Genomic DNA, 19,987 nt, shown 5'->3' with positions numbered 1-19,987 from the left:
CTTGCGTTTTAATTTTAAAATTTCACTATGATTTTTTTTTCTGAAAAATCAAGGACCTGCCGGCTTGTTTTCTTTATCTCTTTTTTTACATCTTTGTCTCCCTTTCTCAATAGGAGCATAAAATCAAAAAAAGATTACAGATCAAATGGAAGTTAGCTGTGGAACAGTATGGAATGATTGTCTTGAAGTAATTCGTGAAAACGTAGGGGAGGAAAACTATAATACCTGGTTTAAGCCTATCAGCCCTTTACGCGTAGAAGGCGATGTTCTTACTATACAGGTTCCTTCGCAATTTTTCTACGAATGGCTTGAGGATAATTACGTACCAGTTCTAAAGCGTGCCATTCATACCGTACTAGGGCCTACAGGCCGACTTGAATATTCTGTTGTAGTGGATAGTGGGAATCAGCAAACGCCAGCTGTTTCTGTTAATTATCCTGTTAATGGCGCAGGAAACAGAAGGAGCGGGGTTGGAAGTGGAGCCTTTACAGCAGACGAGTACTCACCTTTTTCAATTCGCGCATTAAATCCGCAGACGATTAATTCCAGACTCAATTCTGCTTACAGTTTCGATAATTTTGTAGAAGGAGATTGTAACCGGCTTGCAAGGTCAGCAGGTGTCGCTGTAGCGAAGAAACCTGGTGTTACATCGTTCAATCCCTTAATGCTGTACGGCGGAGTGGGTGTGGGTAAAACGCATCTTGTGCAAGCCATTGGGAATGAAATTAAAAACAACATGCCTAATAAGGTCGTGTTATATGTAGATCAAAGCGATTTCACAAATCAATTTTTGAACGCACTTCAAAACCACAAACTCCAGGACTTTCAAAATTTTTATCAGCAAGTTGATCTGTTGATCCTCGATGATGTTCAGTTTTTGGCAGGTCGTGAAAAAACACAGGAAATGTTTTTTCATATATTCAATCAGCTGCACCAATCTGGGAAACAAATTATCATGACCAGTGATTGTCCTCCGAGGGATATGAAAGGTTTCCAGGAAAGATTGCTTTCTCGTTTTAAGTGGGGACTTACAGCAGATCTGCAAGAACCAGATTTTGAAACCAAGTTGGCGATCATCAACAGGAAAATGCTGGCTGATGGCATACAAATCCCGACTGAAGTGTCTGAATACCTCGCATATAGCGTAGACACTAATCTACGTGACATGGAAGGTGTGCTCAACTCTTTGATCTTCCATGCGACGCTTCTTAAAAAAGAAATCGACCTCGAATTAGCAAAAGAGGTGCTTAAAAATATTATTAAGGAAATCCAGTCTGACGTTAGCGTTGATTTCATTCAAAAGACTGTTGCAGACTCTTTCAAGGTAGATTTGGATGCCATGAAAGGAAAAGTAAAAAAACGTGAGATCGTTATTCCGCGTCAGGTTGCCATGTACTTCTGCAAGCGCTATACCCAATTAACACTCGCACTAATTGGCGAAAATTTTGGTGGACGCGATCATAGCACTGTTATTCATGCGCTTGAATCCGTTGAAGACATGATGAAAACGGACCCCAACTTTAAAGCGACAGTGGATGATTTGGGAAAGAAATTAAAACTCAGAGTGAGTTAATAGAGGGTTAGAGCTCGGCTTTTTGAATTTATTCCTTCAGGCGGGTAAATGAGCCAGTGTCAGAATATAAAAACTCCATTTATAAGAGAAGTACCACCTCGCTTCGCCTTAATCAAGGAAACGCCAAGCCTACCTTATCTTACAATAAACGGTATCTCCACCTGTTGCTTTGAACTGTTAATTCCATAGAGATATCCTCTGCCTTTAAATTTTGAAAAGAAGTTGACAACTTCTTCGGGTTCTTTAACACGTTCGCGATTAATAGCGATGATCGTGAAGTTCTCAGGAACTCCAATTCGTTTCAAAACGCTGTTTTCCTTTATTCTGAAAACTTTAACGCCATACTGCGTGGCCTCCAATTGTGCGCCTAATGCTTCATTGCTATAGATATTTCTTTTGATAATTTCTGTCGTCCCGTTGAGATTCACCAGCGTCAATGGGGCTGTCTGTAATTTACCATCACGCAGATAAGAAATCGTAATTTTGTCGCCCGGGTAGTGATAACTTAATTCTTCTTCGAAGGCGCTTTGCGTATTTACTTCCGTGTTGTTGATTTTTGTAATGACGTCGCCAGGTTTTAATCCAGCTTTCATAACCGGCCCTTCTCGCTCAACACTTTCAAGCAATACGCCATTGAAATTTTTAACGTTGGTGTTAAGATCGTACTTTTTAGCATTCTCATAATTGTATTCCACCACGGAACCACCAACAAAACTTTGCTGAACGACGCCATATTTCTTTAGGTCTTCAAACACTTTTCGTACAATATCGACAGGCACCGCGAAAGCATACCCCGTATAAGAACCAGTTCGGCTTAATATAGCAGAGTTAATTCCCACAAGTTCTCCACTTTTATTTACAAGCGCTCCACCCGAGTTACCAGGGTTGATGGCAGCATCAGTTTGAATAAAAGATTCAATTGGAAATTTATCTTGTAGAATTCCGATACGTCTTCCTTTTGCGCTAACTATTCCTGCGGTAACGGTAGACGACAAAGAGAAAGGATTTCCTACCGCGATAACCCACTCACCAACTTGAACGGTTTTTGAACTCCCCAAAGCAATGGCAGGTAGATTCGTTTCATTAATCTTAATCACTGCCAAATCCGTTGATGGATTGGTTCCCACTAAATCAGCGGTATAAATACGTTTATTGTAAGTTACTTCAATGCGTTCAGCTGACTCAATCACATGGTTATTGGTGATAATGTATCCGTCATCCGAAAAAATAACGCCTGAGCCACTGCTCACTTGCGTTCTGCCGCCTGCTGTACCTTCGCCAAAAAACCAATCCCAGTAGGTAATTGTTGCCCCTTGCGAAATGCTATTGATGAAAACCACACTTTGGGTCGCCTTCGCTGCAGCCTCGCTGAAATCTACAGCTGCAACTACTTCGCTAGATGATGTTGATGTGTTCGAGTATGCCGGCAAGTTGCCTCCAGTAGAATAATTAACCGGTTGAAATTGGTTTTCCTGCTCCAAAGCCTTCAATGAGGACTTAATTACATAATGATAAAAAGTGTATGCGCCGCAAAAGCCGGCAATGAACCCGATAACAATTATCTTCAACGTAAATTTCATAATGCAAAAATAAATTTTTTGAACTCAGCCCTTGATGTATCTAGAAACCGAAAAGTTGTATTGCGTTAAAAACGTCCCTAAAACTAAGAAGTTTACCAAGCGGCTGCAATGATTCAATTTTCTTAGTTTTGCATGTTATGGGTATCCGCTCTTTCCTTGCTAAGCCATTTGCTGCTTATATCTCGTCGCAGACGAGGGAATGGTCACATGAACCTTTTCGGTATCAGGATCGAATTTTTAATGAATTGATCCAACAGGCAAAGTCGACGATTTTTGGGCTTGATCATGATTTCCAAGCCATCAAAAATTACAGCGATTTCAAAAAAAATGTACCGGTTCGCGATTATGAGGATCTAAAACCTTATATCAGCCAGGTTCTGGAAGGTAAAGCCGATGTATTATGGAAGGGCAAACCCGAATACCTGGCGAAAACCTCAGGAACTACGTCAGGCACAAAATATATTCCCATTACCCCCGATTCCATTCCTAACCATATCAACAGTGCAAGAAATGCTTTGCTTAACTATGTTCATGAAACGGGGAAGGCATCTTTTTTAGATGGAGGGCTGATTTTTCTTTCTGGTAGTCCGGAGTTAAGCGAGAAAGCTGGGATAAAGACGGGGCGACTTTCAGGAATTGTTAACCACCATGTCCCACAGTATCTTCGATCCAATCAGAAGCCTTCGTACACCACCAATTGTATTGAGGATTGGGAAGAGAAACTAGAAAAAATCATCGATGAGACGCTGCAATCAAATATGACATTGATTTCCGGAATTCCTCCCTGGGCGCAAATGTATTTCGATCGAATTCAGGCGCGCACGGGAAAAAAAATTAAAGATGTGTTTCCGGATTTTTCTTTGTTCGTTTATGGTGGCGTCAACTTTGAACCTTATCGTGCCAAATTGTTCGATACAATTGGGATGAAAATCGATTCGATTGAAACGTATCCCGCCTCCGAAGGGTTCATCGCATATCAAGATTCGCAAGTAGACCAAGGGTTGCTGCTGCTGGTGAACAGCGGAATATTTTTTGAATTTATTCCAACGGAAGAATACTTTAATGCAAGTCCGAAACGCCTTAATTTGGAAGAAGTTCAACTCAATAAAAATTATGCATTAATCATCAACAGCAATGCTGGTTTGTGGGGATATTCGATTGGTGATACCGTAAAATTCGTTTCAAAAGATCCGTATAGACTCATCGTTACGGGAAGAATTAAACATTTTATTTCAGCTTTTGGCGAACACGTGATTGGTGAAGAAGTCGAAAAGGCAATGAAAGCAGCAAGGGAAAAATTCCCCGAAGCGGATTTAGTAGAATTTACAGTTGCGCCGAAGGTAACGCCGAAAGAAGGACTTCCCCATCACGAATGGTTTATTGAGTTTGCTAATCCACCTGCAAACTTTGAGGCATTTTCCGTCGAATTGGACAACTCTTTGCGTAGCTTGAATGTTTATTACGACGATTTGATAAAAGGAAACATACTGCGTAAACTTAAGATTCATGCGCTGCGGAAAGGCGCTTTTATCGACTATATGAAATCAAAGGGCAAACTAGGTGGACAGAATAAGGTTCCCCGATTGTCAAACGACCGAAAAATTGCTGATGAATTACTTAATTTTACGTCCCAATCTTAACATTGCTATTAAAGATGAAATTAATCATCACGCATAGGCTTTCCTTCCTCGAATTCAAACGCCGGCGTATAATATCGTAAAGCACTGCAAACATCTTGAAAAAACGAATTGCAATCTTAGGATCAACGGGCTCCATTGGACAACAAGCACTGGATGTCATTACCTCGCATCCTGACGTTTTTGAAGTCGAGGTCTTGACTGCGCAAAATAACGCCACCCTCTTGGTCGAACAAGCGAAACTGCACAAACCCAATGCTGTTGTGATCGCTAACGACACGCACTACGATTTTGTAAAGAAGGAATTGTTTAGTGAGGATATAAAAGTCTACGCTGGTGAAAATGCCTTAAGTTCCATTGTCACGATGGATACCATAGATCTCGTGCTAACGGCGCTGGTAGGCTACTGCGGCCTGCGGCCAACGATTAATGCCATTGAAGCCGGAAAAAATATTGCACTTGCCAATAAAGAGACGCTGGTAGTGGCAGGAGAACTGATTACAAACTTAGCCCGACAAAAAGGAATTAATATTTATCCTGTTGATTCAGAGCACTCCGCGATTTTTCAGTGCATTGTGGGTGAGTTCCATAATAAAATTGAAAAAATAATCCTTACTGCATCGGGGGGACCCTTCCGTGGAAAGAAAAGGGAAGAATTACGAGATGTTACAAAGGCACAAGCTTTAAAGCATCCAAATTGGAACATGGGGGCGAAAATTACAATTGACTCCGCCACGCTCATGAATAAAGGCCTCGAAGTGATTGAGGCCAAATGGTTGTTTGGCCTCAAAAAGGATCAAGTAGAGGTCGTTGTCCACCCTCAGTCAATAATCCACTCTTTTGTTCAATTTGAAGATGGGTCAATGAAGGCGCAACTTGGTCTGCCCGATATGCGTTTGCCCATACAATTTGCTATGAGTTATCCACAGCGGCTTAAATCTGACTTTCCTCGGTTTAATATCGCGGATTACCCGGCATTGACTTTTGAGCAGCCAGATACAGAAACTTTTCGTAATCTTGCGCTGGCTTTTGAGGCCCTTGAAAGGAGCGGAAATATGCCTTGCGTGTTAAATGCCGCGAATGAAGTCGCAGTAGCCGAATTTCTGAAGGAAAGGATCGGATTTTTGGAAATGTCGCAGCTGGTGGAACAATGCCTGGAGAAAATGGATTATATAGGGAGTCCCTCGTACGAGGATTACGTATACACTGACAAAGAAACCAGGATTAGAGCACTGGAAATGATAAAAGTTAAAAGCTAATAGCTCTTATAGACACTGAACGAATAAACGAATAACGGAAAACAAGGAATGGATTGGATGGTAATGTTGGCTCAGCTCTTACTGAGTCTCTCTTTTTTAGTAGCGGTACACGAATTTGGTCATTTGTTGGCAGCTAAATATTTCGGGATGCGCGTCGAACAATTTTCGATTGGCTTCCCACCAAAATTGTTCTCTTTTAAAAAAGGCGAAACCGAATATGCGCTGAGCGCCATTCCTTTGGGCGGTTATGTTAAAATCTCCGGCATGATCGACGAATCGCTTGACACCGAAGCAATGAAGTTGGCACCGCAGCCATGGGAATTTCGGGCGAAACCGGCTTGGCAAAGATTGATCGTGATGTTAGGTGGGATATTCGTAAACGTCATTGTCGGTATTTTGATTTTTATAGGAATTACCTATGTCTATGGCGAGAGCTACATCCTTAAAGATGCTGTTAATGAAAATGGTGGTTATCAGGTTGGACCTGTGGGTGAAAGCCTGGGCCTGAAGACGGGGGATAAAATCATAAAAATTAACGGGCAGGATTTTGAATACTATGAAGACATTCTAACTCCGGCTACACTGCTAAGCACCAACGGCACCTATACTGTTGACCGCAACGGTCAATTAATTGAAATTGCTATACCAGCTGATTTTATAGAGAAATTCAACAAAAAAAGCAGTGCGCGGAGTTTTATTGCTCCCAGGTTTGCTCCCATCGTCGGCGAAATTGAAAAAGGAACTATCGCTAGCAAGATTCTAAAGGTGGGCGATAAAGTTGTTGAAATTAACGGTCAGCCTATCCAATACAATGATGAAGTAATAAGTACCGTGAAAGCAATGAAGAACGATTCGGCTTCAGCAAAATCGGATTCCTTGTTACTGAAGATTGAACGTGGAGGCGAAGTACTGACATTCAAAGAATATTTCCGAAACGAGAAGAGTATTGGCTTTTATGCGGACCCAAAACCCTTCATAGATAAGGCCGAAAAGAAAATTACGTATGGATTCGGTGAATCCATCCCGAAAGGGACCGAAAAAGCATTTTCAACGCTAGCGGTTCAAGTGAAAGCCTTAAGCCGGGTTGTAACGGGCGCGATATCTCCGCAAGAATCATTATCAGGACCTATTGGTATCATGCAGGTTTTTGGAAATGAATGGGATTGGTCGCGGTTTTGGTCACTTACAGGTGTACTCTCCCTGATGTTAGCATTCATGAATTTACTACCGATTCCAGCATTGGATGGTGGCCATGTGATGTTCTTGAGCTACGAAATTATCTCAAGACGCAAACCTTCCGATAAGTTTTTAGAAAACGCACAAAAAGTCGGGATGGTATTCTTGCTAGCGCTGATGGTATTCATTTTTGCAAATGATATCATCAAGCTATTTTAATTGACGCCAAGTATTTCTCGAGTTGTATGTGTTGAAAAACATCCCGGCTGATGATCGGGAAGAGAAAGTTTGTAGCTGGCGTTTAATTTAAGATAACAAGCCCATTCAACAATTCTTCCATCTCAGTAGAATACTCATTGAAGAGGTTTGCTGCAGTATAGGTCAGAAATTGCGTCGACCCTGAACTGTTTGTCAGGTAGTACCCAAAGTATACTACTTTGATTCCCTGAAAAGTCCCCCGCATTTCCATCATTAAAACTTTTGTCCCGTTAACATTTCGATATTCTTCTTTGGCAATTTGAATATCCGGTGCAACGGTTCTTGCGTTTTGTATTGCGGCAAGTTTTAGTGTCTCAACGGGGATTTCCAGTTTTTCTGTGATAATCATTCCATACATATCCTCGTTCAGGTTGCTGAATTCATATTCAGCCGCGTCGTTGTTTACAGCTTTACCGAATTTCCATTTTTTTGTGTTAAGCCAAACGCCAATCTTTAGCTTGGTACTCTTAACAAGGAACGTTGAATTTTTAGCCTTGTCGAATTTTGTGTCGTTCGTGGGTATTTCTTTTGAGCCAAGCAGTGTGCTGTCATTTAAATATTTCCAGGTACCATTGTCATTTAGGATCACCTCTTCTCCATTGTCGGTAACGGCATGGATGGCTTGGGAATAAGAAACATTTCCGAAAAGCAAAATCAATATAGCAACAGGTATAGCCTTCATCGTATTAATGATTGTTTTGGTTTCAGTTGCATGCGCAACATCCTGGTAGCTGCTTCATGTTTTATGAAGTAACAACACCGCACAGCATCTAGCGCGGATGTAGCAAAAGTCTTAAGAAGTGATCAATGTGTGGGTTCTTTATGGAGGAATTTGTTACATGAAATAGAATTCCTTTACCAATACCGATTATGAGCGGGAAACGAGGCTCGAACTCGCGACCCTCAGCTTGGGAAGCTGATGCTCTACCAACTGAGCTACTCCCGCTTATGTTTTCATAAGCAAAAGGTAATAAATTCCTTGTTTTTATTCTACAGGATTCAACTTTTCGATTTGAATCAATGCATGAGCAACACGCTCGGTCAGGCCATCAATTTGGTTTAGATCTTGTGCCCAGAAAGCTTCATTTGCCAAAACGGCTTGCGCGGTAGCATCGATGGCCTGATGTTGCCATGCCGTTTTGAAGAACTCTAAAATATCTGGAGCGTCATTTAAAGGTATGATATTACCTTGCCATTCGCCTTTATAAAAACGGATAAGGGCCGCGAGCGAGTACAGTAGATTTTCAGGCAGCTTACCTGTTCTTTTCTTGTACTCCAACACCGAAGGCAGTACGCGCACTTTATATTTTGAAATTGAATTCAAGGCAATGCTTAAAAGCTCGTGTCTGATGAACGGATTTTGGAAGCGTTCAATGACATCATTGGCAAATTGCTTCAGTTCATCGGCAGGCAAATCCAGTGTGGGTATTATTTCATTGAAAATGGAATTGCGTATATACGTACCGATGGATGGGTCATCGATCGATTCTTTTACGGTTCTGAACCCGGCGAAGTAAGCCACCGGGACGAGGGTTGTATGAGCTCCGTTCAAAATCCTTACTTTTCGGGTACGGTATGGTGCTAACTCATTCACAAATTTTACTTCGAGTCCCGCTTTTGCTGTTGGAAAATGTTCTTCGACGGAGGAGGGACCTTCAATAACCCAAAGGTGAAACGGTTCTGCCTGAACTACGAGGTTATCTTCAAATCCGAGGGACGCTTGAATTTCACCAATGGTATCTTTAGGAAATCCAGGAACAATTCTATCCACCAGTGTATTACAAAATATATTTGCATTTTCTACCCAAGTAAAAAAGTCATCTGAAAGTTTCCATAGTTCGCAATAATTCTGGATGGCTTTCTTTAATGTGCTGCCATTTTGTTCGATCAGTTCACAAGGAAGAAAGATTAGTCCTTTATGTTTGTCGCCTTTAAAAAACTTGAAACGATGATGGAGAAGCTGTGTTACTTTACCCGGAAAAGTTTCTGCTAACAAAGTGGCGTTAACATCGTTCGAACTAAAAGTAATGCCGGCTTCAGTAGTGTTAGAAATAATGAATTTAAGATCAGGGTTTTCGGAAGTCTTTAAAAAAGCATCGTAGTTTTCATAAGGATTGATGGCCCCAGCGATGCACGTGATTAGCCGTGTTTCGGAAAAAGTATTTCCTTGTTGAATTCCTTTTAACACTACGTGATACAAACCATCCTGATCGTTTAAGGCTTGCGCCATGCCTTTGCTGATGGGCTGAATAACTTGCACCGCTGCATTGAAGTTTGCTTTTTCATTTAGTAAATCAACCATCCAGTCGACAAACGCCCGTAAAAAATTTCCTTCTCCGAATTGCAGAATTTTCACAGGCAGGGTTACAGACGCGCTGACATTTTTTCGATTAAGTTTCTTAAGCATGCTGATTATTTTTTACGAAGGGATGACTGCCGGATTATTAGCTCGGGTTTGAGTACAATTTTTTGAGGGATGAATTTTTTTTCGTCATCCGAAATTTCTTCCAGAAATATTTCTGCTGCTGCATTACCCATGCGCAGATTGTGTTGATCGACAGTGGACAGTGCTGGCTCCGAAAAAGAAGTGAAGGGCTCATTTGTGAATCCGATGAGGGCAACTTCCTGGGGTACTTTTATTCCTTTTTCTTTAAGCACTTGCAACGCACCCATTATACCATAAGCGCTGGCTGAGAAAACACCGTCGGGAGGTTGAGACAGCGTCAGTAATTTCAGCATACTATTTCTGCCATCTTCCAATTGTAACATACTTTCAACGACTAATGATTCGTCGTAAGGATAACCATGTGCTAACAGTGCTTCCTTATATCCGCGCAAGCGTTCTTTGAAGATGCTTATTTTCAAAGAGCTCGTAAAATGCGCGATTCGTTTGCAACCTTGTTGAATAAGATGTTCTGTCGCTTTATACGCTCCAAGAAAATCATCTACGACTACTTGACTTACTTCGAGATCATCATTCGATCTATCAAACAAGATCATGGGAATTCCTTTTTCTTTTACTTTTAAGAAATGGTCGAAGTCTTTCGTTTCTTTCGCATAGGACGCGATGATGCCGTCCACACGGGCATTTAACAGTGCCTCTACCGTTGCGACTTCCTTTTCATAGTTATCATAAGTCTGGCATATCATGACGTTGTAACGGGATGCGTTTGCTATTTCTTCAATACCCCTTACAATGGACGCAAAAAAATTACGATCAACCGTCGGGACTATTATGCCAATAATGTTACTCTTGCCATTCCGTAGCGCTGCTGCAATGTTGTTGGGTTGATAATTAAGTTTTAAAGCAGCTTTTTGAACCGCCTTTTTTGTAGCATCGCTAATGCGTGGGTGATCATTTAGCGCCCGTGAAACTGTAGAAGCGGTAATATTTAACTTCTTTGCGATATCGTGTATAGTGTATTTCTTCTTCATGTTTCAAAGGGCAATGCGAAGATTATGTTTTTTCCATGGGAAATCTTTCCATCCATATAAAATCCACGTTTTACCTAAGCTCGCCTGGGCTGACTGGATCCATGTCGCTGTAGTCAAGATTTTCTCCTGCCATTCCCCAAATGAAAGAATAGTTGCTGGTGCCCGCGCCACTGTGTATAGACCAGGGTGGTGAAATTACAGCTTCATTATTGTTGATGAATATGTGCCTCGTTTCTTGAGGTTGTCCCATGAAATGACACACGACCTGCTTATCAGGGATGTTAAAATAGAAATAGGCTTCCATTCGCCGGTCATGAACATGGGCGGGCATGGTGTTCCATACACTTCCTGTTTTTAATTCAGTCATTCCCATTTGTAATTGGCAGGTGGGTAATACACTATTCACCATCAATTTTCTAATAACCCGCTGGTTGGAAGTTTCTGCAGATCCGAGTTCTACAGTTTCTGCTTCCTGTAACGTAACTTTTCGCGTGGGGCAAACAGCGTGTGCTGGTGCTGAGTTGAAGTAAAATAATGCTGGCGCAGATCCGGTTGAAGTGAAGTGTATTTCCTTGGCACCCCTACCGATATATAAAGCATCCCGTGTATCTAAGTGATACGAAACCCCATCGACGCTCACTATCCCATTTGAGCCCACGTTAATAATTCCGATTTCGCGCCTTTGAAGAAAAAAGTCGGCCTTAAGGAAAACATAACTTTTCAAAGATATACTCCGGGAAATAGGTTTTACGCCACCGATAATGAGTCGGTCGTAATGCGTGTAGACGATTGTCACCTGGTCATCCTCGAAAATATTTTTAATTAGAAAGGCATCACGTAACTGTTGTGTATCGAAATTTTTAATAGCGTCCGGATGAATAGCGTAGCGTGTCTCAATCATCTATTTTTGTGTAATCGTTTGCGCAATATACCGAAAATATAAAAAAATCAAGGGACCCGCGTTTGAAACAGTAAACAATTTGATTATCAAAAGATTGAAAGAAATAAAAGTTTCGAGATATGGAACTGGGGAAGGAAGATTAATAACTGTTAGATTGATATTTTTGAAATAAATGCAATCGATTGTACAACATTTTATGGCATTGATTTTTTTTGATGATCGCTTACAATTTCTTTCGATCAACATTGCGTGTGTCACCAAATGTCTTAACGTTGTGTTGAATCTGCCGAGAAGAAAACATTTTTGCCTATGCCAGTCCTTAAAGCTGATGAAGCAGTAATCACCGCCGTTAAAGAAGGTGTCCAGCGTCGTCTCATTCACACCGATGAATTGATGATGGCTGTTATTGATTTCAATAACGGTCCCTGGAAAGATCCAGATCCGAGTCACCACCATGTTCATGAACAAACGACTTATGTCGTTGAGGGAGAAATTATTTTCTTTTGCGAAGGTGAGCAAGAACAGCGACTTAAGCCGGGCGATATGTTTTCAGTGCCATCCGGCAAAGAACATACTATTCAGTTGTTAACTAAAACCGCTAAGTTAGTCGATAGCTTTACACCACTGCGTAAAGAGTTTTTAAAATAAGTGTTACTTAATCATCACAATGATACGCCACGTTTCCACGGTATAAAATCGTCCTGGTTTAGCAATACGGCCTTGGGTTTGGTTTTTCCGCTTGCCACTTCAATAATGTAATCCAAAATTTCCTCGCCAACCTGAGAAATTGTTTTCTCTCCGGTAATAATCGGGCCACAGTCAATATCAATAATATCGGGCATTTTTTGCGCTAGTTTTGTATTCGATGATAGTTTTACAACGGGCACGATAGGGTTACCTGTCGGTGTTCCCAAGCCCGTGGTAAACAGCATTACATTTGCGCCAGAACCAGCCATCGCCGTTGTGCTTTCAACATCGTTTCCAGGTGTGCAAAGTAACGTAAGCCCTGGTCGCGTTACGTACTGTGTGTAATCAAGAACATCGCTGACAGGTGAAGTTCCGCCCTTCTTCGCAGCTCCCGCGGATTTCATGGCATCTGTGATCAAACCATCTTTAATATTTCCTGGCGATGGGTTCATATCGAATCCGGAGCCTACCATTTCGGCTGCACGAGAATACGCACGCATCAGTTCACCAAAGCGATTAGCCGTATCGTTATCAACGCATCGATTTAAAAGTTCCTGCTCAACACCGCACAATTCGGGAAATTCCGATAGTATGGATGAGCCACCCAGTGCTGCAATTAAATCCGATGTGTGTCCAATCGCGGGGTTTGCCGAGATTCCGGAAAAACCATCAGAACCTCCGCACTCTAGCCCAACGACCAGTTTACTGAGGGGCGCCGGTTTTCTTTCAAGCTTGTTTGCTTCAATAAGTGCCAGAAACGTTTGCCGAATGGCTGTTGCCAATAGTTCTTGCTCTGTTCCTTCTTTTTGCTGTTCGAGAATAATAAGCGGTTTTGAGAAATTTGGATTTAATGCATTCAATTTTTGCTTCAAAATATCCACCTGTGCATTCTGACAACCCAAACTAAGAACAGTAGCGCCGGCTACATTGGGATTGTTTATATAACCAGCCAACAATGCACAAAGCGCTTCGGAATCTTGCCGCGTTCCGCCACAACCTCCCTCGTGTGTAAGGAATTTAATGCCATCGATATTCTTGAAGAGTTTGGATTTTTCTGTACCCTCACTTTTCAACAGTGGTGTTGAGGAAATATTTTGAGTTTTACCATTACGATACAAACTCACAAGTTCATGGACATAGTTTTTGTACATGTCCGGCTTGCCAAAACCTAATTCCTCTTCAAACGCTTCACGTATCACATTTACATTTCGATTTTCGCAAAACACCATCGGTAATACTATCCAATAATTTGCAGTACCGACTTGTCCATCGGCACGATGATATCCTAAAAATGTTTTATTCTTCCACTTGCTCACATCCGGTGGAGTCCATTGAAACGTTTCTGTTTTGCCGCCAAATTGTGAAGATTTATGTTTGACGTTGTGGGTGCCAATGACGCCACCTTCCGGAATACTTGTGAGCGCCTTTCCCACAAGGCACCCATACATTACGATTTCATCTTCCGGGCCAAGCGCCTTTTCGACAAATTTGTGTTTGGCTTGTACGTCGTTGGGAAGCATCACGGAGAATCCGTTTTGAGATACTTTTTCTCCAGCCTTAAGATCTGTTAGGGCCACGTAAACATTGTCCGCCGGATGAATCTTTAAAAATTTCGTTGACATAAGAAAATCTGTTTTAAAATGCTATTTTGCGCAATCGATTGCGCAATTTATGTTTTAATTTTATTAATTTGAAATTTTAATTTTTAGAACGGCCAATTTCACACAAAGAATGTCATTCACCAAGCAGGATGTGATAATTCAAATGAAGCAGATCGGGATTGTACCGGTCTTTTACCATCCTGATGTGGATGTGTTAATGCAGGTAGTAGACATTTCGTATCGCTGTGGCTTGAAGGTATTTGAATTCATGCACCAACGCGATAATAAAGGCCCACGCCTTTTCAATTACATTCATGAACGCATACAAAAATACCCTGGACTAATTTTAGGGGCTGGAACGGTGTTCGATGATACCATGACAGAACGCTATATTCAAGCCGGTGCTCAATTTATAGCGTCGCCTTTTTTGCGTCCGGAGATGGCAAAAGTGTGTGACGCGAATAATATTTTGTGGATTCCTGGTTGTACAACAACAACTGATATAGGCTGGGCAAAATCTCTCGGTGCCAAGGTAATTGGCGTACTGCCAGGAAACATACTCGGCGTAGAATTTATACAAACGGTAAAACGCGACCATCCCGATCTTGAATTTATTCCCTCAGGAATCGTCGACCTTCAATTGCCGGCTCTTGCCAAATGGTTTGAGGCTGGATCATTATGTATAAAATTGAGTGCACAACTTTTCCCCAAGGATGCCATTACACTAAAGGATTGGGCGTTGATCGAAAAAGGTATATTTGCCCACCTAAAAAATATCGATAAAATAAAATCTGCAATTAAAACCGTAAACCCTCATTAGAATTTGAATGAATCCCATTAACACTGCATTGCTTTCCTACGGTATGTCGGGTGAAATATTCCACGCACCACTTTTGTCTGCTGATCCTGGATTTGCGCTTAGCATGGTCGTTCAACGAAATTCGGATAAAGCCAAACGCCGGTATCCAAGCGTAAGAATTGTAAAGCAGGTAAATGATGTCATGGCTGACGAGTCGATTGAATTAGTTGTTGTTAACGTACCTAATGAGTGGCATTATCAATACGCAACTCAAGCCCTTGAGGCCGGCAAGCATGTTATTGTTGAAAAACCATTTACGGTTACTGTGCAGGAAGCCGACAATCTTATGGCGTTGGCGAAAAAGAAAAATAAGTTGCTAACGGTATTTCAGAACAGACGTTGGGATGGCGACTTCCTCACGGTGAAGAAGGTAATTGAAAATGGTTGGGTGGGAAAAATTGCTGAGTTTGAATTACACTATGATCGGTATCGAAACTATATTGAAGCCAATACATGGAAGGAGGAGCAAGGCCCGGGTTCGGGAATTCTCTACAACCTTGGATCACATATGCTAGATCAGGTGTTGGTATTATTCGGGATGCCTATAGAGGTTGATGCGCGTGTGGGCGTCCAACGTCCGGGTGGAAAAGTGGAAGATTTTTATGACATCCGAATGCAATACAGAGATTTTCAGGCCGTCGTAAAATCAAGTTATTTGGTTCGTGAAGCAACGCCTCGCTATATGCTTCACGGGACAGAAGGATCTTTTATCAAATATGGAATTGACCCGCAAGAGCAAGCATTGAAAGATGGAAAAATTCCGGGCTCTCCGGGATGGGGTGTGGATCCCAAAGAGCTTTGGGGAAAGTTAAATACCTCCCTCAGCGGTTTACATGTGGAAGGATTAATAGAAACAGTTCCCGGAAATTATTCTGCCTTCTACAGAAATGTACACGATTCCATCCGAAAAGGTGATTCGTTATCCGTGAAACCCGGAGAATCCAGGGATGGTATCCGATTAATTGAAGCATGCTATGAAAGCAGCCGTTCCCATAAAGCAATTAAAATTTAAAATCATATTATTCTATGTCGTATTTGAATTCACTTTTTAGTCTTGAAAAAAAAGTTGCGGTCATAACAGGTGGGACAGGTGTATTGGGCAGTTCAATGGTAAAGGCATTATCTAACGCAGGTGCTAAAGTTGCTATTGTGGGAAGAAGAAAGGATGTTGCTGATGAACTTGCAAAAGAAATCAATAATTCAGGAGGCCAGGCAATCGGCGTATCTGCCGATGTTTTGAATGCTGAACAATTAAATAACGCTAAAAAAACTATACTCGATCGGTTTGGAGCCATCCATATTTTAGTAAATGGTGCAGGCGGGAATATGCCCGGAGCAACGATCCCGGTAGACAAAACTTTTCTCGATTTGAAAATTGATGATTTTCAGAAAGTAGTAGAGCTAAATTTAACGGGCTCTGTTTTGCCTTCGCAGATTTTAGCAGAGCCCATCATGACTGCAAAAAACGGATGTATCATCAATATCTCATCAATGGCGGCTTATCTTCCCATCACAAGAGTGGTGGGTTATTCCGCTGCAAAGGCCGCGATTAGCAATTTCACGCAATGGATGGCAGTGGAGATGGCGAGAAAATTTGGTGAAGGCATTCGTGTCAATGCTATCGCTCCAGGTTTTTTTCTAACAGAACAAAATAGAACACTGCTCACCACGAGCGATGGCGGATTAACTGACAGGGGTAAAGCTGTTATTAACCATACACCTTTTGGGCGCTTTGGCAAACCCGACGAATTGGCCAGCACGCTCGTTTGGTTGTGTTCGGACGGCGCGAAGTTCGTATCCGGAGTAGTCGTAGCAGTTGACGGAGGATTCAGTTCATACGCAGGTGTTTAGAAGTAATTGATGTAAGAAATTAAAAGCGGTGCTAACTTCAACACCCCGAACTTCAACACTCCAACATTTATTAACATGAAGAAAGTAATCACATTTGGAGAAATTATGATGCGGCTTTCGACCCCTGGTTTCGCCAGGTTTACACAAGTCGATACCTTAAATGTGCTTTATGCCGGATCGGAAGCTAACGTAGCATCATCGTTAAGTCTCTTCGGTATCCCAGCCGCGCATGTAACACGTTTTCCGTCCAATGATTTGGGCCAGGCCGCTACCCAAACCTTAAAACGATACGGTGTAGATACCCAATATATTGTGTATGGTGAAGAACGCATGGGAGTGTACTTTCTGGAGAATGGTGCTATGCAACGTGCCTCGCGGATTGTTTACGACCGCTTCAATTCTGCCTTTGCTCATATCAAACCAGGTATGATTGATTGGGAAAATGTCCTGAAGAATGTTTCCTGGTTTCATTGGACTGGAATCACACCCGCTATTTCGCAAGGGGCGGCTGATGTTTGTAACGAAGCTATCCAGGTTGCACGTAAAAATAATGTCACGATCTCAGGTGATATCAATTACAGGCGAAACTTGTGGCAATACGGGAAGACCGCTCGTGAAATAATGCCTGCATTAATAGAATGTACTGACGTTATTGTGGCCGGTATTACTGATATGGAAAATTGTGTAGGCATTTCTGGAGAGACGTTCGAAGCTGCCTGTACTTCTTTCAAGAAAGCATACCCAAATACAAAGAAAATTTTAACGACTGAACGTACTTCAATCAGTTCTTCTCATAATAAGCTCACAGGATTATTATGGAATGGAAAGCAACTTTTAAAATCGCGTGAATACGATCTTACACACATAGTCGATCGGGTAGGAGCAGGTGACGCATTCATGGCCGGCCTGATTTACGGGATGATCAATAAAAAAGACGATCAATCGACTATTGAGTTCGCAACTGCGGCGGGTGCCTTCAAACATTCCGTGGAAGGCGATGTGAATGTTGCTTCCGCTGAAGAGATAGAAACATTGGTAAAGGGAGAAAACATCGGAAAACTTTTACGCTAAAAAACATGGGGTTTACAAATCAGCAGATTGTTTCAAAAATGAAAGAGTTAGGTCTCGTGCCGCTCTTTACCCACGATGATGTTGCCGTCGCACAGCAAGTGATTGAAGCGGCCTATAGAGGTGGCGTTAGAGTTTTTGAATTTACGAATCGTAAAAAGAACTCGTTCGAGGTATTTGTTGCAATGCTCGACTATTGTAAAAAGTTTCCTGATTTGATGTTGGGAATAGGAACTGTGATGGATGGAGCAACAACAAAAAAATTTATTGATGCTGGCGCGCATTTTATTATTTCACCTATTCTGAAATTGGAAATGGCTGAAGTCTGCCGCGCCGATAATATTTTATGGATGCCTGGGTGTGCTACACTAACAGAAATTGTTACAGCCAAGGAGCATGGTGCGCAGGTTATTAAAGTCTTTCCCGGCTCTGTGCTGGGTCCGGGTTTTGTTTCGTCTATTATGCCTGTTGTTCCCGATTTGCAATTGATGATAACCGGTGGGGTCGAACCCAATGAAAAAAATCTGACGGCATGGTTTAAAGCTGGGGCAATGAGTGTGGGTATGGGCTCTCAATTGTTCACAAAAGATATTCTGGAGAAGAAAGATTGGGCGGCACTGGAAAAAAGTGTCTCCGATATTCTTCAAACCATTCGGAAAATAAAGAGTTGATGTGCACTATTTTCTTTAACAAACATGACAACTAAACCTAACCCCAGTGTAGTGGAAAACCTTAAGAATGTAAACCAAGCCATTGGCTCCTATCGATGGACCATTTGTGCATTAGTCTTCTTCGCCACTACGGTAAATTACATCGACCGGCAGGTGATCAGTTTGTTAAAGTCCGATCTGACCGCAGAATTTAACTGGAACGACGGCGATTACGCCGACATCGAAATTGCATTTAAGATAGCCTATGCGTTGGGCATGTTGATTTCCGGCCGGGTTATCGATAAAGTAGGCACAAAAATAGGATATTTTTTAGCGACATTTTTGTGGAGTGTGGCCGCGGTAGGGCACGGATTAGTTAGCAGCACGTTAGGTTTTATCGTTGCCCGTAGCGCCTTGGGTGTGACTGAATCTGCCAACTTCCCGGCTGCTATAAAAACCGTCGCTGAATGGTTTCCCAAACGAGAGCGGGCATTGGCGACTGGTATTTTTAATTCCGGGACAAACATTGGAGCAGTAGTCGCACCGTTAACCGTACCCTATATTATGGTTGCGTGGGGGTGGAAGTGGGCATTTATCATAACAGGTTCGATCGGGTTTATTTGGGTGGTGTTATGGCTGATGTACTACGAAACTCCAGCCAAGCATAAAAAACTTTTAAAACCAGAATTCGACTACATTCACGACGACGCAGATGATAAAGCAGACGAACTGAAAAAAGAAGAGAAAGTATCCTGGATCAAATTATTGGGTTTCAAACAAACATGGGCTTTTGTGATGGGAAAGTTTCTAACAGACCCCATCTGGTGGTTCTATCTTTTTTGGCTTCCCGACTTTCTGGAAAGCCAGTATGGCATCAAAGGAACTCAGTTAGCACTCCCCGTCGCAACGGTTTATATTTTAACGACGATAGGTAGCGTTGGTGGTGGCTGGCTCCCCATGTACCTCATCAAAAATAATTGGCCCGCCTTTAAAGCAAGAAAGACTTCTATGTTAATCTATGCTTTCATGGTGATACCCATTGTATTTGCTCAAATCTTAGGAGAGATGAACATGTGGCTGGCGGTGCTGGTTATTGGATTTGCCGCTTCGGCACACCAGGCATGGAGCGCAAATATCTTTACAACGGTGTCAGATATGTTTCCCAAAAAGGCTGTTGGCTCGGTTACAGGTATTGGAGGTATGTTTGGATCAATAGGAGGTATCTTACTCTCGTTGTTGGTTCAAAAAAGTTTGTTCGTCCATTATCGTGCTATCGGAGAAATTGAAACAGCATACTACATCATGTTTATTATTTGTGGCTCTGCGTACTTACTGGCATGGTTAACGTTGCATCTGCTAGCGCCGAGAATAGAACGGGTTAAGCTGTAAGATTAAGAGTAGACCAAGATTGGTATGATCAAGATGGAAAAAGTATTACGTTATAGAGGGTGG

At 42.0% G+C, this 19,987-nt stretch carries 17 protein-coding genes and 1 tRNA gene; 11 read left to right on the top strand and 7 right to left on the bottom strand.

Going from position 1 to position 19,987, the window contains the following annotated elements; all coding sequences use genetic code 11:
* The first annotated feature begins 145 nt into the window (after nt 1–145).
* Nucleotides 146–1,573 (top strand): chromosomal replication initiator protein DnaA, encoded by a 1,428-nt coding sequence (gene dnaA / locus P2W71_RS00835; RefSeq protein WP_276365764.1) that lies wholly within the window; start codon nt 146–148, stop codon nt 1,571–1,573.
* A 134-nt stretch (nt 1,574–1,707) separates the two neighbouring features.
* Here the strand turns inward: dnaA and P2W71_RS00830 are convergent, their stop codons facing one another.
* Nucleotides 1,708–3,153, bottom strand: a complete 1,446-nt coding sequence (locus tag P2W71_RS00830) for a trypsin-like peptidase domain-containing protein (protein WP_276365761.1) — start codon at nt 3,151–3,153, stop codon at nt 1,708–1,710.
* A 137-nt stretch (nt 3,154–3,290) separates the two neighbouring features.
* On the opposite strand from P2W71_RS00830, the gene P2W71_RS00825 reads away from it, so the two are divergent.
* From P2W71_RS00825 to rseP, 3 genes are all read left to right on the top strand, one after another.
* The gene (locus P2W71_RS00825; protein ID WP_276365758.1) at nt 3,291–4,793 is read left to right on the top strand and encodes a GH3 auxin-responsive promoter family protein; all 1,503 of its coding nucleotides are present in this window, start codon (nt 3,291–3,293) and stop codon (nt 4,791–4,793) included.
* 95 nt (nt 4,794–4,888) lie between these two features.
* Nucleotides 4,889–6,049 (top strand): 1-deoxy-D-xylulose-5-phosphate reductoisomerase, encoded by a 1,161-nt coding sequence (locus tag P2W71_RS00820; protein WP_276365755.1) that lies wholly within the window; start codon nt 4,889–4,891, stop codon nt 6,047–6,049.
* A gap of 48 nt (nt 6,050–6,097) precedes the next feature.
* Nucleotides 6,098–7,444: an RIP metalloprotease RseP gene (gene rseP, locus P2W71_RS00815; protein WP_276365752.1), complete on the top strand. Its 1,347-nt coding sequence runs from the start codon at nt 6,098–6,100 to the stop codon at nt 7,442–7,444.
* Between the two features lie 82 nt (nt 7,445–7,526).
* On the opposite strand, the gene P2W71_RS00810 is transcribed toward rseP, so the two are convergent.
* From P2W71_RS00810 to kduI, 5 genes are all read right to left on the bottom strand, one after another.
* Entirely contained in the window at nt 7,527–8,165 is a 639-nt protein-coding gene (locus P2W71_RS00810; RefSeq protein ID WP_276365750.1) for a hypothetical protein, read from the bottom strand.
* 191 nt (nt 8,166–8,356) lie between these two features.
* Nucleotides 8,357–8,429: transfer RNA gene (locus P2W71_RS00805), tRNA-Gly, on the bottom strand.
* Nucleotides 8,430–8,468: 39 nt separating this feature from the next.
* The gene (locus P2W71_RS00800) at nt 8,469–9,890 is read right to left on the bottom strand and encodes a tagaturonate reductase (protein ID WP_276365747.1); all 1,422 of its coding nucleotides are present in this window, start codon (nt 9,888–9,890) and stop codon (nt 8,469–8,471) included.
* A 5-nt stretch (nt 9,891–9,895) separates the two neighbouring features.
* Nucleotides 9,896–10,918: a LacI family DNA-binding transcriptional regulator gene (locus tag P2W71_RS00795; protein ID WP_276365745.1), complete on the bottom strand. Its 1,023-nt coding sequence runs from the start codon at nt 10,916–10,918 to the stop codon at nt 9,896–9,898.
* A 70-nt stretch (nt 10,919–10,988) separates the two neighbouring features.
* Nucleotides 10,989–11,819: a 5-dehydro-4-deoxy-D-glucuronate isomerase gene (gene kduI / locus P2W71_RS00790; RefSeq protein ID WP_276365743.1), complete on the bottom strand. Its 831-nt coding sequence runs from the start codon at nt 11,817–11,819 to the stop codon at nt 10,989–10,991.
* A 309-nt stretch (nt 11,820–12,128) separates the two neighbouring features.
* On the opposite strand from kduI, the gene P2W71_RS00785 reads away from it, so the two are divergent.
* On the top strand, nt 12,129–12,467 hold the full coding sequence (locus P2W71_RS00785; RefSeq protein WP_276365740.1) for a cupin domain-containing protein: 339 nt from the start codon (nt 12,129–12,131) through the stop codon (nt 12,465–12,467).
* 14 nt (nt 12,468–12,481) lie between these two features.
* On the opposite strand, the gene P2W71_RS00780 is transcribed toward P2W71_RS00785, so the two are convergent.
* Complete coding sequence (locus P2W71_RS00780; protein WP_276365738.1) at nt 12,482–14,128, bottom strand: altronate dehydratase family protein; 1,647 nt, start codon at nt 14,126–14,128, stop codon at nt 12,482–12,484.
* 142 nt (nt 14,129–14,270) lie between these two features.
* Between P2W71_RS00780 and P2W71_RS00775 the strand changes: the two genes are divergently transcribed.
* The 6 genes from P2W71_RS00775 (at nt 14,271) to P2W71_RS00750 (ending at nt 19,924) form a co-directional block, all read left to right on the top strand.
* Nucleotides 14,271–14,927, top strand: coding sequence for a bifunctional 4-hydroxy-2-oxoglutarate aldolase/2-dehydro-3-deoxy-phosphogluconate aldolase (locus P2W71_RS00775; RefSeq protein ID WP_276365736.1), 657 nt, complete (start codon nt 14,271–14,273; stop codon nt 14,925–14,927).
* A 7-nt stretch (nt 14,928–14,934) separates the two neighbouring features.
* Nucleotides 14,935–15,978, top strand: coding sequence for an oxidoreductase (locus P2W71_RS00770; RefSeq protein WP_276365733.1), 1,044 nt, complete (start codon nt 14,935–14,937; stop codon nt 15,976–15,978).
* A gap of 14 nt (nt 15,979–15,992) precedes the next feature.
* Nucleotides 15,993–16,817, top strand: a complete 825-nt coding sequence (locus tag P2W71_RS00765) for an SDR family oxidoreductase (protein WP_276365730.1) — start codon at nt 15,993–15,995, stop codon at nt 16,815–16,817.
* 75 nt (nt 16,818–16,892) lie between these two features.
* Nucleotides 16,893–17,888 carry a sugar kinase gene (locus tag P2W71_RS00760; RefSeq protein WP_276365727.1) on the top strand — a complete coding sequence of 332 codons (996 nt, stop codon included), beginning with the start codon at nt 16,893–16,895 and terminating at the stop codon, nt 17,886–17,888.
* 5 nt (nt 17,889–17,893) lie between these two features.
* Nucleotides 17,894–18,556, top strand: a complete 663-nt coding sequence (locus tag P2W71_RS00755) for a bifunctional 4-hydroxy-2-oxoglutarate aldolase/2-dehydro-3-deoxy-phosphogluconate aldolase (RefSeq protein WP_276365725.1) — start codon at nt 17,894–17,896, stop codon at nt 18,554–18,556.
* A 24-nt stretch (nt 18,557–18,580) separates the two neighbouring features.
* Nucleotides 18,581–19,924, top strand: a complete 1,344-nt coding sequence (locus P2W71_RS00750) for an MFS transporter (RefSeq protein WP_276365722.1) — start codon at nt 18,581–18,583, stop codon at nt 19,922–19,924.
* The last annotated feature ends 63 nt before the right edge of the window (nt 19,925–19,987 follow it).

Origin of the sequence: Chryseolinea sp. H1M3-3 (genome assembly GCF_029360725.1) — a bacterium.
Classification (GTDB): domain Bacteria; phylum Bacteroidota; class Bacteroidia; order Cytophagales; family Cyclobacteriaceae; genus Chryseolinea.
The sequence above is the reverse complement of the archived record's forward strand: the minus strand, read 5'-3'. Positions and strand labels throughout refer to the sequence as shown.